General features: G+C 75.7%; 12 protein-coding genes. 8 read left to right on the plus strand and 4 right to left on the minus strand.

Annotation, left to right across the window (positions count from 1 at the left end):
- Window positions 1-63 precede the first annotated feature (63 nt).
- A complete protein-coding gene (locus IH61_RS0119655; RefSeq protein ID WP_051837481.1) occupies window positions 64-741 on the minus strand; it encodes a sirohydrochlorin chelatase in 678 nt (225 codons plus the stop codon).
- On the minus strand, window positions 738-1,877 hold the full coding sequence (locus IH61_RS0119660; RefSeq protein ID WP_031071547.1) for a uroporphyrinogen-III synthase: 1,140 nt from the start codon (window positions 1,875-1,877) through the stop codon (window positions 738-740). The genes IH61_RS0119655 and IH61_RS0119660 overlap by 4 nt, the downstream gene beginning before the upstream one ends.
- Window positions 1,878-2,204: 327 nt before the next feature.
- Between IH61_RS0119660 and IH61_RS0119665 the strand changes: the two genes are divergently transcribed.
- From IH61_RS0119665 to IH61_RS0119695, 7 genes are all read left to right on the plus strand, one after another.
- Window positions 2,205-4,265, plus strand: coding sequence for a molybdopterin oxidoreductase family protein (locus IH61_RS0119665; RefSeq protein ID WP_051837484.1), 2,061 nt, complete (start codon window positions 2,205-2,207; stop codon window positions 4,263-4,265).
- Window positions 4,262-5,662: an NAD(P)/FAD-dependent oxidoreductase gene (locus IH61_RS0119670; protein ID WP_051837486.1), complete on the plus strand. Its 1,401-nt coding sequence runs from the start codon at window positions 4,262-4,264 to the stop codon at window positions 5,660-5,662. Before IH61_RS0119665 ends, IH61_RS0119670 begins: the two co-directional genes overlap by 4 nt.
- Entirely contained in the window at window positions 5,659-8,382 is a 2,724-nt protein-coding gene (nirB, locus tag IH61_RS0119675; RefSeq protein ID WP_078911248.1) for a nitrite reductase large subunit NirB, read from the plus strand. The genes IH61_RS0119670 and nirB overlap by 4 nt, the downstream gene beginning before the upstream one ends.
- Window positions 8,379-8,738 carry a nitrite reductase small subunit NirD gene (nirD, locus tag IH61_RS0119680; RefSeq protein WP_031071551.1) on the plus strand — a complete coding sequence of 120 codons (360 nt, stop codon included), beginning with the start codon at window positions 8,379-8,381 and terminating at the stop codon, window positions 8,736-8,738. Before nirB ends, nirD begins: the two co-directional genes overlap by 4 nt.
- Window positions 8,735-10,072, plus strand: coding sequence for a nitrate/nitrite transporter (locus tag IH61_RS0119685; RefSeq protein WP_031071552.1), 1,338 nt, complete (start codon window positions 8,735-8,737; stop codon window positions 10,070-10,072). Before nirD ends, IH61_RS0119685 begins: the two co-directional genes overlap by 4 nt.
- Before the next feature lie 93 nt (window positions 10,073-10,165).
- Window positions 10,166-10,606, plus strand: a complete 441-nt coding sequence (locus IH61_RS0119690; protein ID WP_031071553.1) for a hypothetical protein — start codon at window positions 10,166-10,168, stop codon at window positions 10,604-10,606.
- Between the two features lie 89 nt (window positions 10,607-10,695).
- Complete coding sequence (locus IH61_RS0119695) at window positions 10,696-11,331, plus strand: hypothetical protein (protein ID WP_031071554.1); 636 nt, start codon at window positions 10,696-10,698, stop codon at window positions 11,329-11,331.
- 57 nt (window positions 11,332-11,388) lie between these two features.
- Here the strand turns inward: IH61_RS0119695 and IH61_RS0119700 are convergent, their stop codons facing one another.
- Window positions 11,389-11,832, minus strand: a complete 444-nt coding sequence (locus tag IH61_RS0119700) for a hypothetical protein (protein ID WP_031071555.1) — start codon at window positions 11,830-11,832, stop codon at window positions 11,389-11,391.
- 298 nt (window positions 11,833-12,130) lie between these two features.
- Here IH61_RS0119700 and IH61_RS0119705 point away from each other — a divergent pair, with 298 nt between their 5' ends.
- Window positions 12,131-13,255: an alpha/beta hydrolase gene (locus tag IH61_RS0119705; protein WP_031071556.1), complete on the plus strand. Its 1,125-nt coding sequence runs from the start codon at window positions 12,131-12,133 to the stop codon at window positions 13,253-13,255.
- Between the two features lie 30 nt (window positions 13,256-13,285).
- On the opposite strand, the gene IH61_RS0119710 is transcribed toward IH61_RS0119705, so the two are convergent.
- On the minus strand, window positions 13,286-13,771 hold the full coding sequence (locus tag IH61_RS0119710; RefSeq protein WP_031071557.1) for a universal stress protein: 486 nt from the start codon (window positions 13,769-13,771) through the stop codon (window positions 13,286-13,288).
- Between the last annotated feature and the right edge of the window lie 123 nt (window positions 13,772-13,894).

Below are 13,894 nucleotides of genomic sequence, written 5' to 3' on the forward strand. Positions count from 1 at the left end.
CCTGACCGGCGACAGCCAGGGCCCCGGCGGATTCGTCATTCCGCCGGGGCCTTCGGCGTCCCCTCAGGCGGCGGCCGGGAGGAGGGCGCGGGCGCGGGCCTCGTCGTAGCGGTGGAGGACGAGCCGGGCGAGGGCCGGGTGGGCGCCGAGCGGGGCGCTGGTCCAGGTGGCGGGGGTGTCGGCGGCGCGGCGGGCGAAGTGGCCGGGGGCCAGGAGGTAGGTGGCGAGGGCCGTTTCGGGGTGGGCGGCGGCACGGTGGGCGGCGAGGGCCTGGTGCGGGGTGGGCCCGTGGCCGGAGAGGTACGCGGGGGTGACGGGGCGGCCGAGGCGGGCGGCCAGCAGGTCGGCCGTGCGGGCGGTGTCGGCGCGGGCGGCCGGGTCGGAGGAGCCGGCGCCGGCGAGGACGACGGGGGCGTGGGACGGGGCTCCGGCTTCGGCGAGGCGGTGGGCGAGGGCTTCGGCGAGCAGCGGGTGCGGGCCCAGGGCCCGGGCGAGGGGCAGGCCCGTGGCGGCGAGGTCGACCTTCACGTGGTAGCCGGTGGAGAGCAGCAGCGGGACCACGACGGGCCGCGGGCCGTCGAGTTGGGCGAGGGTTCGGGAGAGCGACGGCTCCGCGTGGTCCAGGAAGCAGAGGCGGATGTCGAGTTCGGGCCGCATCGAGCGAACCAGGCGCACCAGCGCACGAGTTGCGGCGAGAGCCCGGGGATCGCGGCTGCCGTGCCCGACGGCGAGCAGTGTCACCCCGCCGCCAGCCGGTAGCCGCGCTTGGGGACGGTGCGGATGAGCGAGGCGTGCGGGCCGAGGGCGGCGCGCAGCCGGCCGATGGCGGCTTCGACGGCATGTTCGTCGGGGGCGGCGTCGGGCCAGGCGGCGCGCAGCAGGTCGGTGCGGCTGAGGACGCGGCCGGGGCGTTCGGCGAGGGCGCGCAGGACGGCGGCGCCGCGCGGGCTGAGCCGGTGGGTGGCGTCGCCGACCAGGGCGGCGTTGCCCTGGAGCGTCAACACGACGCCCTCCAGGGGGATTTCGCGCCGGGAACGCCCGGGGAGGGCGTCGGCGAGGAGGCGTACGAGGGAGCCGAGCCGGCCCCGCTCGGGGTGGACGGCGGTCAGGCCGAGCTCGGTGAGCGGGCGGGCGCACAGGCTGCCGACGCAGACCGGCAGGACGTCCGAGCGCAGCGCGTCCACCAGCGCCTCGTACAGGCCCTCCTCCTCGGCGGCGGCGAGCAGCGCGGTGATGGCGGGGGCGCTGGTAAAGGTCAGCGCGTGCACCTGGCGGCGGACGGTCTGGTCGAGGAGGCGGCGCACCGCGCCAGGGTCCTCGGACGGCGCCCAGCGGTAGACGGGCACGGAGACGACCTCCGCGCCGCGCTCGCGCAGGGCCGCGGCGAAGGCGTCCAGGCGTACCCCGTGCTCCTGGACGGCGATGCGGCGCCCGGCGAGGGGGCGGGCGAGCAGCCAGGTGAGCAGTTCGTCGGTGGCCTCGGTGGCGGGGGAGTAGCCCTCGCCGAGGCCGCTGGCGCGGACGGCGCCGGTGGCCTTGGGGCCGCGGCTGAGCACGACCGCGCCCCGGCAGGCTTCGGCGAGGGCGGCGCCCCGGCCCCAGCCCTCGGCGGCGCTCATCCAGCCTCGCCAGCCGACGCCGGTGGTGGCGACGACGTAGTCCAGCGGCGCGGCGAGGCAGCGTTCGGTGGCCTCGCGCAGCGCCCGGTCGTCGGGGAGGGGGAGGATGCGCAGCACGGGCGCCTCGACCACCTCGGCGCCGCGCCGGGTGAGCAGCGCGGTGAGCTCCTCGCGGCGGCGGGCGGCGGTGACGCCGATGGTGAAGCCGGTGAGCGGGCCCGGCGGCGCGGGGGGCTTCGGCGGGGTGGGGGTGGCCATGCGGGTCAGCCTCCGCCGCGCGTGTTTCGGGGTCATTGCCCGGCCGTCACCTGGCGGTAAGCGAGAGCGCCGCTGCGGTTACGGCGGATGTCCGTTGCCGCACCCCGGTCCCCGGGCGGTGTGAGCGAGGCGTACCGCGCCCGCAACACGGGGGACCCGGCGGCGAAACGGCGGACGGCGACCTTACTCGGCATGACCGGCACGACACGAACCGCCGCCGCCCCGGGGGCCGGCACTGCCCCGGGATCCGCCGCCGCCCCGGGATCCGCCACTGCTCCGGGGTCCGCCACCGACACGCACTGCCCGTACTGCGCGCTGCAGTGCGGCATGCGGCTCGACCCGGCCCGCCCGGGCGAGGTGCTGGAGCGCCCGGAGTTCCCGGTGAACCTCGGCGCGCTCTGCGGCAAGGGCCGGACGGCGCCGGCGCTGCTCGCCCGCGACGTCCGCCTCACCGGGCCGCTGCTGCGCGACGCGCCCGGTGCCCCGCTGCGCTCGGCGTCCTGGCCGGAGGCGCTGGACCGGGTGGCCGCCGCTGTGGCGAGCACCCGGGCCGAGCACGGGCCGGACGCGGTGGGCGTCTTCGGCGGCGGCGGGCTCACCAACGAGAAGGCGTACCTGCTGGGCAAGTTCGCCCGCGTCGTGCTGGGCACCGCCAACATCGACTACAACGGCCGGTTCTGCATGTCCTCGGCCGCCGCCGCGCACCGCAGGGCGTTCGGCCTGGACCGGGGGCTGCCCTTCCCGCTCGCCGACATCCCGCACACCGGCTGCCTGGTCCTGGTCGGCGCCAACCCGGCCGAGACGATGCCGCCCGCTGTGCGGTACCTGCGCGAACTGAAGGAGAACGGCGGCCGGTTGATCGTCGTCGACCCGCGCCGCACCCGCACCGCCGAGCTGGCCGACCTGCACCTTCAGACCCGCCCCGGCGGGGACCTCGCACTGGCGCTGGGCCTGCTGCACCTGGTGATCGCGGACGGCCTGGTGGACGAGGAGTTCGTCGAGAGCCGCACCACCGGCTTCGAGGCCGCCCGCGCCTGCGCGATGGCGCACTGGCCGGACCGGGTCGAGCGGATCACCGGCGTCCCCGAGCACCAACTGGGGCGAGCGGCCCGGATGTTCGGCGAGGCTCCGAGCGCCATGGTGCTCACCGCGCGCGGCCCCGAGCAGCACAGCAAGGGCACCGACACCGTCGGCGCCTGGATCGACCTGTGCCTCGCCACCGGCAACAGCGGCCGCCCGTACGCCGGTTACGGCTGCCTGACCGGCCAGGGCAACGGGCAGGGCGGCCGCGAGCACGGGCAGAAGGCCGACCAACTGCCCGGCTACCGCTCGATCGAGGACCCGGCCGCGCGTGAACACGTGGCCGCCGTCTGGGGAGTCGAGGCCGACAGCCTGCCCGGCCCCGGCCGCTCCGCCTACGAGCTGCTGGAGAGCCTCGGGCAGCCCGGAGGCGTCCGGGCGCTGCTGCTGGCCGGCTCCAACCCGGCCGTCTCCGCGCCCGACGCGGCGCACGTGAGCCGGCGGCTGCGCTCCCTCGACCTACTGGTGGTCGCCGACGTGGTGCTCTCCGAGACCGCCCGCCTGGCCGACGTCGTCCTGCCCGTCACCCAGTGGGCCGAGGAGGACGGCACCACCACCAACCTGGAAGGCCGGGTGATCCTGCGCCGCCGCGCCTTCGACCCGCCCGAGGGCGTGCGCAGCGAACTGTGGGTGCTGCGCGAACTCGCCGCCCGCCTGGGCGTGCCGGAGGGCTTCCCGGCCGAGGCCGAGGCGGTCTTCGAGGAGCTGCGCCGCGCCTCGGCGGGCGGCGACGCGGACTACGCGGGCATCGACTACGCCCGCATCGCCGCCGAGGACGGGGTGTTCTGGCCCTGCCCGACACCTCGGCACCCGGGCACGCCACGGCTGTTCCTCGACCGCTTCGCCACCCCGGACGGCCGGGCCCGCTTCGCCGCCGTCACCCACCGCCCGGCCGGGGAGGAGCCCGACGAGGCGTACCCGCTGTACCTGACCACCGGCCGTGTCCTCGCCCAGTACCAGAGCGGCGCGCAGACCCGGCGCGTCCCCGAGCTGAACGCCGCCGCCCCCGGCCCGTACGTCGAGCTGCACCCCGGCCTCGCCGCGCGCCTGGGGGTCACCGACGGCGAGGCGCTGGCCGTCACCAGCCGGCGCGGGCGGGCCGTCGCCCCGGCGCGGATCAGCGACGCGATCCGGCCCGACACCGTCTTCATGCCCTTCCACTGGGCGGGCGCCGGCCGGGCCAACAGCCTCACCAACCCGGCGCTGGACCCGGTGTCGCGGATGCCCGAGTTCAAGCTGTGCGCCGTCCGCGTGGAGCGGGCGGAGCCCGCGCCGCGTCACGCGACGCCCGAGGAGGCGGCGTCATGAGGATCGCCGTGGTCGGCGCCGGTATGGCCGCCGCCCGCTTCGCCGAACGCTACGGCGCCCTCGGCGGCCCGGGCACCGTCACCCTGTACGGCGCCGAGCCGCGCGGCCCCTACAACCGGGTGCTGCTCGCCGAGGTGCTCGCCGGGCGCTACGACGCCGAGTCGATCGCCCTGCCGCTCGGCGCGGCGCACGCCCGCCCCGGCTGCGAGGTGGTGGCCCTCGACGTGGAGGCCCGCACCCTGCGGCTGGCGGACGGCGGCACCGAGGAGTGGGACGAACTCGTCCTCGCCACCGGCGCCAACCCGGTGCTGCCGCCCGTAGGCGGACTGCGCCGCTCGGACGGCCGGGGCCTGACCGAGGGCGTGCACACCCTGCGCACCCTGGAGGACGGCACGCGGCTCGCCGAGGAGGCGCTCGGCGCGAAGCGGGCCGTGGTGATCGGCGGCGGGGTGCTCGGAGTGAGCGCCGCCCGGGCGCTGGCCGCGCTCGGCGCCCGCACCGAAATCGTCCACCAGGCACCGTATCTGATTGAGCGTCACCTCGACGCGGAGGCCGCCGAGGTGCTGCGCGGGCAGCTGCGCACCCTCGGCGTCGACTGCTACCCCGGCAACCGGGCCCGCGCCGTGCACGGGCGATCCCGCGTCGAGGCCGTCGAGTTGGCCAACGGCTACCGGCTCGACTGCGACCTCGTCGTCCTCGCCTGCGGCACCCGCCCGCGCACCGCGCTCGCCCACGCCGCCGGACTCGCCGTCGCCACCGGCGTGCTGGTCGACGACGCCCTGGGCACGAGCGCCCCGCACGTCCACGCCGTCGGCGACTGCGCCGAACACCTGGGCCCTGTCCGGGCGATCTTGCCGGGCGCGCGACGCCGGATCATCCCGGCTGGACGCACGGCCGAACCGCCCAAGTACGTCCAGTACGAGGACGGTCCGGCCGCACGCCCAGCCGGGCGCCCGACGTCGCGCGCTGATCCGACAAGGTCGCCCGGACAGGGCCCAGGCGCCGTCACCGGGTTGGCCGCCCCCGCCTGGGACCAGGCCGACGTCCTGGCCCGCCGCCTCTCCGGCGCGGACCCCGACGCCCGCTACCCGGGCTGGCGCCCCCGCGCTCGGCTCAGCACCGGGGGCCTCGAGTACGCGGCCTTCGGCGCCGTCGACGAGACCCTCGACCCGGGCCTGGACGTGCTGCGCCTGACCGACGCCACCCGAGGCAGCTACAAGAAGCTCGTCCTGCGCGGGGACCGCCTCGTCGGCGCCATCCTGCTCGGCGACCTCGCCGCCGTCGACGCGCTGGCCGTCGCCTTCGCCGGCGACGGCCTCCTCACCGGCCACCCCCTGCACCTGCTCACCCGAGGAGCCGCCATGACCGGAGCCACTTCGACTGGAGGCCCGCGATGACCCCCGACGACCTCGCCGTCCGCGACCCCGCCGTCCGTGACGTCACCGTTCGCGACCTCGCCGTTCGCGACCTCGCCGTCCGCGACCTCGTCCTGGTCGGCCACGGCATGGTCGGCCAGCGCTTCCTGGAAGCCTGGGCCGCGCAGCCCGCCGCGCGCACCTGGCGGGTCACCGTGCTCGCCGAGGAGCCCCGGCCCGCGTACGACCGCGTCCACCTCAGCTCCCTCTTCGACGGCAGCACCCCCGAGGACCTCGCGCTCTGCCCGTCCGGCTTCCTCGCCGAGCACGGCATCGACCTGCGCCTGGGCGACCCGGTCACCGCGATCGACCGCGCCGCGCACCTGGTGCGCACCGCCTCCGGCGCCGAGGTCCGCTACGACGCCCTGGTGCTGGCCACCGGCTCGGTGCCCTTCGTGCCGCCCGTGCCCGGCACGGACGCGCCCGGCTGCCACGTCTACCGCACCGTCGAGGACGTCGACGCCATCCGCGCCGAGGCTGCCACCGCCGCCACCGGCGTGGTGGTCGGCGGCGGGCTGCTCGGCCTGGAGGCCGCCGGGGCGCTGCGCGCCGGGGGCCTGGCCACCCACGTGGTCGAGTTCGCGCCCCGGCTGATGGCCGTCCAGGTCGACGAGGGCGGCGGCGCCGCTCTGCGCCGCAGGATCGAGGACCTGGGCGTCACCGTGCACACCGGCGCCGGTGCCAGCGGTGTCCTCACCGGCCCGGACGGGCGGGTGCGCGCCCTCGCCCTCTCCGACGGGCGCGAACTGCCCGCCGACCTGGTCGTCTTCTCCGCCGGGGTCCGCGCCCGCGACCAGCTCGCCCGGGACTGCGGACTGCCCGTCGGCCCGCGCGGCGGCGTCGTCGTCGACGCGTCCTGCCGCACCGAGGACCCGGCCGTGTTCGCCATCGGCGAGTGCGCCCAGGCCGTGGACGGCCGGGTGTACGGGCTGGTCGCCCCCGGCTACCAGATGGCCGAGGCCGCCGCCCGTACGGTCGCGGGCCTGGACGGGAAGGGCTTCACCGGCGCCGACCTGTCCACCGAGCTCAAGCTCCTCGGCGTCGACGTCGCCAGCTTCGGCGACCCGCACGGCACCGCCGAGGGCGCCCTCGACGTGCTCTACAGCGACAGCCGCACCGGCGTCTACCGCAAGCTCGTCATCGGCGCGGACGGCGCGCTGCTCGGCGGCGTCCTCGTCGGCGACACCGAGGGGTACGGGGCGCTGCGCCCGCTCGCCGTCGCGGGCAGGCCGCTGACCGTCGCCCCCGAACAGCTGGTGCTGCCCGCCGGGTTCGCGGGTTCGGCCGGGCCCGTCGCCCTGCCCGACGAGGCGGTGCTCTGCTCCTGCCACAACGTCACCCAGGGCGCCGTGCGCGCCGCCGTCCGCGAACAGGGTGCGGAGAGCGTCGCCGCCGTCAGGAAGTGCACCCGGGCCGGCACCGGCTGCGGCAGCTGCCTCAAGCAGCTCGGCACCGTCGTCGCCGAGGAGCTGGAGGCTTCCGGGGTCTCCACCCTGAAGGGCCTGTGCGAGCACTTCGCCCACAGCCGCGCCGAGTTGTACGAGATCGTCCGGGTCACGGGCCTGGCGACCTTCTCCGAACTGCTCGCCGCGCACGGCAGCGGCGGCGAGGGCTGCGAGGTCTGCAAGCCCACCGTCGCCTCCATCCTGGCCAGCCTCGGCAACGGCCACATCCTCGACGGCGAACAGGGCGCCCTCCAGGACTCCAACGACCACTTCCTCGCCAACCTCCAGCGCAACGGCTCCTATTCGGTCGTCCCCCGGGTGCCCGGCGGCGAGATCACCCCCGAGGGCCTCATCACCATCGGCGAGATCGCCCGCGACCACGGCCTCTACACCAAGATCACCGGCGGCCAGCGGATCGACATGTTCGGCGCCACCGTCGACCAACTGCCGGTCATCTGGCGCAAGTTGGTAGACGCCGGGTTCGAGTCCGGACACGCCTACGGCAAGTCGCTGCGCACCGTGAAGTCCTGCGTCGGCGAGACCTGGTGCCGCTTCGGCGTCCAGGACTCCACCACCCTCGCCATCGAACTCGAGCTGCGCTACCGGGGGTTGCGCTCCCCGCACAAGCTCAAGGCCGCCGTCTCCGGCTGCGCCCGCGAGTGCGCGGAGGCGCAGAGCAAGGACTTCGGCATCATCGCCACCTCCGCCGGCTGGAACCTCTACGTCGGCGGCAACGGCGGCATGACCCCGCGCCACGCCGACCTGCTCGCCGCCGACCTCGACCGCGACACCCTCATCCGCACCATCGACCGCTACCTGATGTTCTACATCCGCACCGCCGACCGGCTGGAGCGCACCTCCGTCTGGCTCGACCGCCTCGAAGGCGGCCTCGACCACCTGCGCGCCGTCGTCCTCGACGACTCCCTCGGCATCGCGGCCGAGCTCGACGACCTGATGGAGCGTCACATCGGCGGCTACCGCGACGAATGGGCCGAGACCCTCGCCGACCCCGACCGGATGCGCCGCTTCTCCTCCTTCGTCAACGCCCCCGGCGCCCCCGACCCCGCCGTGACCTTCGTCCCCGAACGCGGCCAGATCCGCCCCGCCCGCCCCGGCGAGGCGGGCCGCACCCTCGACGCCCTCGAGGCCCGCGGCACCCGCGGCACCCACGGCACCCACGGCACCCACGACACGCTCGAAACCTACGACGCCCCGGTGCTCGTCGCCGGAGCCCGACCGGAGGTGCTCACCCCGTGACCGTACAGATCCACGACGGCGACCGCTGGCGAGACGTCTGCACCCTCGCCGAACTCCAACCAGGCCGTGGCGTCGCCGTGTTGATGCCCGACGCCGCCCAGGTCGCCCTCTTCCGCGACCGCGCCGGAGTGCTCTACGCCGTCGACAACCTCGACCCGTTCAGCGGCGCCCCCGTCCTCGCCCGGGGCCTGCTCGGCAGCCGGGGCGAACGGCCGACCCTCATCTCCCCGATGTACAAGCAGGTCTACGACCTCACCGACGGCCGCTGCCTCGACGAGGACACCACCCCCGACGGCGCCCCCGCCGTGCTGCGCCGCTGGCCGGTGCGCCTGGCCCCCGAGGAGACTGCCGCATGAGTACCGTGCTCGCCGCCAAGCCATCCGCCGCGCTGGAGAGTTGGGACCCGGAGGACGAGGAGTTCTGGGCCCGCACCGGCGCCCGCGTGGCCCGGCGCAACCTGGTCCTCTCCGTCCTCTCCGAGCACATCGGCTTCTCCGTGTGGAGCCTCTGGTCGGTCCTGGTGCTCTTCCTCGGCCCCGAGTACCACCTCACCCCCGCCGACAAGTTCACCCTCACCGCCCTGCCCACCGCCCTCGGCGCAGTGCTGCGGCTGCCCTACACCTTCGCCGTGGCCCGCTTCGGCGGCCGCACCTGGACGGTGATCAGCGCCCTCCTGCTGCTCCTGCCCACCGCACTGGCCGCCCTCGTGCTCGAACCCGGCGTCTCCTACGGCACGCTGCTCGCCGTGGCCTGCGTCGCGGGCGTCGGCGGCGGCAACTTCGCCTCCTCCATGGCCAACATCAACGCCTTCTACCCGCACCGGCTCAAAGGCTGGGCCCTGGGCGTCAACGCCGGCGGCGGCAACCTCGGCGTGCCCGCCGTACAGCTCCTCGGCCTGCTGGTGCTCGCCACCGCCGGCGCCGCGCACCCCCGGCTGCTGCCGCTGCTCTACCTGCCGCTGATCGTCCTCGCGGCGGCGGGCGCCTGGTGGCGGATGGACGACCTGCCCGTGCGGCGCGGGAGTTCGGGGGAGCGGCGGATGCTGCGCGAGGTCGCCCGCGACCCGTACGGCTGGGCGGTGTCCGCCCTGTACGTCGGCACCTTCGGCTCGTTCATCGGCTTCGGCTTCGCCTTCGGCCAGGTGCTCCAGGTGCAGTTCCACGAGCGCTTCGACACCCCCGTCAAGGCCGCCGCCCTCACCTTCCTCGGCCCGCTGCTCGGCTCGCTGCTGCGCCCCGTCGGCGGACGGCTCGCGGACCGGTACGGGGGCGCGCGGGTGACGCAGTGGGCCTTCGTCGGGATGGGCGCCGGGACGGTCGTGGTGATCGCCGCCTCCCGCGCCGGATCGCTGCCGCTGTTCCTCGCCGGCTTCGTCGCCCTGTTCGTCCTCAGCGGGATCGGCAACGGCTCGACGTACAAGATGATCCCCGCCCACTACCGGGCCCTCGCCCAGCGCGCCGTCGCGGCCGGAGCCGACCCCGACGCCACCGAGGCCGACGCCCGCCGCCGCACCGGCGCGCTCATCGGGCTCGCCGGGGCCGTCGGGGCCTTCGGCGGTGTGCTGGTGAACCTCGCGTTCCGGCAGAGCTTCCAGTCCGGCCACGACGGGGAGGCCGCGTACCTGGGCTTCCTTGTGGCGTACGTCCTCTGCTCGGTGCTCACCTGGGCGGTGTGGCTGCGGCGGCGCTGAGGCGCCCGTACGACGATCGGACGGCCCGGCGCGCGGCAGCGGGGCCGTCCGGTTAGCGTCGGCGCAAACCGTTCCCTGACCTCGGAGGTCGCAGTGCAGCGCTGGATCACCCTCACGCTTCTCACCGCCTCCCTCGCCGCGCTGACCGCCCCCGCCGGGGCCGTGGACGACCCGCCCCCGGCGACCACCACCGTCACCCTGGGCGAGGCGCGGATCGACCCGAAGGTGCCCGGAAAGGTCCGGGTCGACGTCGACTACGTGTGCACCGTCGCGGACGAAGCCCGCTCCCTCACCGTCGCCGTCGAACAGAAGGACCCCCAGGACACCTCCTCCATCGGCTTCGGCTCCAGCCGCACCGCCGAGGCCGACATCCTCTGCGACGGCACCCCCCAGCACCGCCAGATCGCCGTCCAGTCCAAAACCGTCAACTGGATCCCCGCCACCGACGCCGTCCTCACCGCCACCGTCACCAACATCGGCGCCACCCCGCCGGCCTCCGCCGACGCCCGCCGCGCCAAGCTCGCCGCCCCCTGACCCCGCAGCGGGGCTGCTGGCGCCCGGCCCTGTGTTCTACAGTTCTGTAGAGCATTGGCTCGCAGGTGATCAGCGAACGGGGACGCACCATGGACAGGCCGCTTCGACTGCCGCAGCAGGACCGGGCCGACTTCGAGACCGAGCTCGGGCGGGCACTCGCCGGCCCGCAGGTACGGGCGGCGCTGCGCGAGGGCGGCGACGACGGGCACGGCGTCGAGGGGCTGCGCCGCAGCGCGCGCGAGAACGCCGAGTTCGTGCTCGCCGCCGCCGCGCCCGAGTACGAGCGCTACGCGATGCTGCGCGCCGACGCGGACGCGGTGGCGCGGCTGCCCGTGGACGCGCCGGGCGGGGGCCGGGTGTCGGGCCTGTGGGGCGTGGTCGGGGTGATAGTGCCGATCATCGCGGGGGCCGCCGCCGTGATCTTCCTGCTGCTCGGGTACGCGATGGGCCTGGCCGAGGACCTGGAGGTGCTCGGGGACGCCCTGGTGGCGGCCGGCTGGATCGCCGCGGGCGTGGCGGCGGCGGGACTGCTGGTGGGCGGCCTGGGCCTGCTGAACACGGCCTCCCGGGCGCGGAGCGGCGAGGCCGCCGAGGCGGCGGGCGGCGCGGGCGGCGCGGGCGAGTTGGCGCGGGCGCGCGAGGACTGGCGGCTGGCACTCGCCGAGCGCGGCCTGGTGCCGTACCTGGTGGCCCAGGCCACGGGCCTCCCGGGCCGGAGTCGCTGAGGGGAGCCACAGGGGCCTGAGGGCCGCAGGATGGGCTCCCCCGTGCCGCGTCCGCCCTCAGTCCCGTGCCGCCTCGGCCAGCAGTTGCGCCACGGCCCGCGGGATGCCGAGGCGGCGGGCGATCCAGGGGGCCGGGTGGCCGGCGCGGGCCAGTATCCAGGCGGAGTACAACTGGCCGAGCTGGGGGGCGTGTTCGCTCAGGAGGAGGGGGCGGACGGCGTCCATCGGGAAGTCCTCGAGGGCGCGGGCGCTGAATTCGCGGCCGTTGGGGCCGGGCGGGGGCAGGGGGAGGGGGCGGCGGATGTCGAGCCAGCGGTGGAGGAGCACGGCGGCGGCGATGAGGAGGCCCGTGGCGGAGGCGGCGACGAGGAAGGCGCCGATGATCGGGCGCTGCTCCTCCTCGGCGAGGCCGAGGGCGATTTCCTCCGTCAGGAGCAGTCCGAGTGCGCTGATCAGCGCCAGTGCTTCGCCGGGCCGCGGACGGAACCGGGATGTGGACATACGGGACCTCTTCCTCGGCCGGCGTGCCGGTGGCTGCGGACGGGTTCGGCGACTCACCTCCGGTACAACGGCCGTGGGCGGCCCGGGGCACGTGGAGACACGCGGGGAGTTGACGCGGCGTCAGGACGGCTGTGCGGGCGGCGGCGGAGAGTGCGGTCGGGAGCGCCTGGGCGCGGCGCTGCGCCTCCGAACAGCATAGCTCCGGGCCGGCATGAGCTCGACAGTCGTGTAGAAGTCGGGCCGGGCGGGAGGGCCGAAACCGCGGGCGTGGTCCACCCTGGTAGGGGAGGCCGGACCGATGGGACTCACCAGTCACAAGCTGATCGCCCTGGTGGCGCTGCTCGCGGTGTTCACGGTGCTGGGCACGCTGTGGGTCTGGCCCCGGCTGGCCGTCCGCAGCTGGCCGGCGATGTTCCTGCGGCTGGGCACGGTCCTGGTGACCCAGGTGGTGCTGCTGGCCACGCTCGGTCTCGCCGTCAACGACTACTTCGTGTTCTACAGCAGCTGGTCGGACCTGTTCGGCCGCGAGCACGGCGCCGCCGTGATCCAGGGCGCGGGTGCGGGCGCCCCGCCCGGGGTGCGGGTGCTCGGTACGGCGGAGGTGACCGGCGCCGGGTCCGTCGGCCGCGATCCGGCGCAGGTGGGCCGGCTGGACCGGGTCCGGCTGCCCGGCACGACGACGGGGCTGAGCACCGACGGCTACGTCTACCTGCCGCCGCAGTACTTCCAGCCCGGCAACGAGGCGCGGCACTTCCCGGCGGTCCTGGCGCTCACGGGCTTCCCCGGCGACGCCGCCAACCTCGTCGGCAAGCTCCGCTACCCCGCGCACGAACTGGACCTGCTGCGCCAGGGCGCGATGAAGCCGACCGTCCTCGTGCTGATGCGCCCCTCGCCCTCGATGCCCCGCGACAGCGAGTGCGAGGACGTTCCCGGCGGCCCGCAGGCGCAGACCTACTTCGCCACCGACGTGCCCGCCGACCTGCGCGCCTCCTACCGGGTCCTCGACGGCGGCGCGGGCCTCGGCATGATCGGCGACTCGACCGGCGGCTACTGCGCCGTCAAGCTCGGCATGACGCACCCGCAGACGTTCGGCGCCGTGGTGTCCCTGTCCGGGTACTTCAGGGCGGCCGAGGACGTGACCACCGGGGACCTGTTCGGCGGCAGTGCCCAGCGGCGCCAACTGGCCGACCTGAACTGGCGGTTGGCCCACCTGTCGATGCCCGCGCTGTCCGTCCTGCTCGCCGACAGCAAACAGGACGGCAGCACCTACGCCGACTCCGGGGCGTTCGCGGCGGCCGCCCGTCCGCCGCTGACCGTCGAGCAGGCGACGGTGGACAGCGGCGGCCACAACTTCACCACCTGGAACCGGCTGCTGCCGCCCTCGCTGAGCTGGCTGAGCGCACACCTGGGCGACCCGGCGTGAACCGGGCCCGGGCCGGTAGTGCCCGCCCCCTCAGCGGGCCAGCAGCGGCAGGGGAGCCCCCGTGCGGGCGGGCAGTTCGAGCCGGGTGAGCAGCGCCGAGGGCGACACCTCGACCACCCGGCAGCCCGCGCGGTGGCGGCAGTGCCGGGCGACGGTGCTGTGGCGCAGCCGGTCGAGGCGGCGGCGGGTGGCGGTGCCGATGACCAGCAGGTCGTCCGGGCCGGTGACGGCGGAGACGAGGGCGCGCCCGGGGTCGGCGTTGACGACGACCGGGTGGATGACCAGGCCGGAGGGGAAGCCGCCGTACGCCTGCTCGAAGGCGATGTCGAGGCGGCGGCGGGCGGCGTGCTCCAGTTCGGAGAGCGGGCGCAGCCCGTCCCGTTCGCCCGCCGTCCACGCGGCGACGGGCACCAGGACGGCGTCGTGGCGGGCCGCCTCGCCGACGGCGTGGTAGAGGGCGGCCAGACTGCTCAGTGATCCGCTCAGGCCGACGATCACGCGGGTGGTCCCGGTCATGGCCGTTCGCCTCCGTCTCTCCGGTCGGGTTTCTCCGGTTCGGGTGGGTGCTCCTCGCTTCGGATGAGTCCAGTGAACCCCGGAACGCCCCCGTCCGTACCTGTGCTGACACCACCATGACGC

The organism is Streptomyces sp. NRRL WC-3742, from assembly GCF_000720635.1.
Taxonomy (GTDB): domain Bacteria; phylum Actinomycetota; class Actinomycetes; order Streptomycetales; family Streptomycetaceae; genus Kitasatospora.

Coding starts and splice junctions, on each gene's coding strand:
- IH61_RS0119660 (WP_031071547.1), bottom strand. CDS start 1,877: ATGGCCACCCCCACCCCGCCGAAGCCCCCCGCGCCGCCGGGCCCGCTC.
- IH61_RS0119665 (WP_051837484.1), top strand. CDS start 2,205: ATGCGGCTCGACCCGGCCCGCCCGGGCGAGGTGCTGGAGCGCCCGGAG.
- IH61_RS0119670 (WP_051837486.1), top strand. CDS start 4,262: ATGAGGATCGCCGTGGTCGGCGCCGGTATGGCCGCCGCCCGCTTCGCC.
- nirB (WP_078911248.1), top strand. CDS start 5,659: ATGACCCCCGACGACCTCGCCGTCCGCGACCCCGCCGTCCGTGACGTC.
- IH61_RS0119685 (WP_031071552.1), top strand. CDS start 8,735: ATGAGTACCGTGCTCGCCGCCAAGCCATCCGCCGCGCTGGAGAGTTGG.
- IH61_RS0119695 (WP_031071554.1), top strand. CDS start 10,696: ATGGACAGGCCGCTTCGACTGCCGCAGCAGGACCGGGCCGACTTCGAG.
- IH61_RS0119700 (WP_031071555.1), bottom strand. CDS start 11,832: ATGTCCACATCCCGGTTCCGTCCGCGGCCCGGCGAAGCACTGGCGCTG.
- IH61_RS0119705 (WP_031071556.1), top strand. CDS start 12,131: ATGGGACTCACCAGTCACAAGCTGATCGCCCTGGTGGCGCTGCTCGCG.
- IH61_RS0119710 (WP_031071557.1), bottom strand. CDS start 13,771: ATGACCGGGACCACCCGCGTGATCGTCGGCCTGAGCGGATCACTGAGC.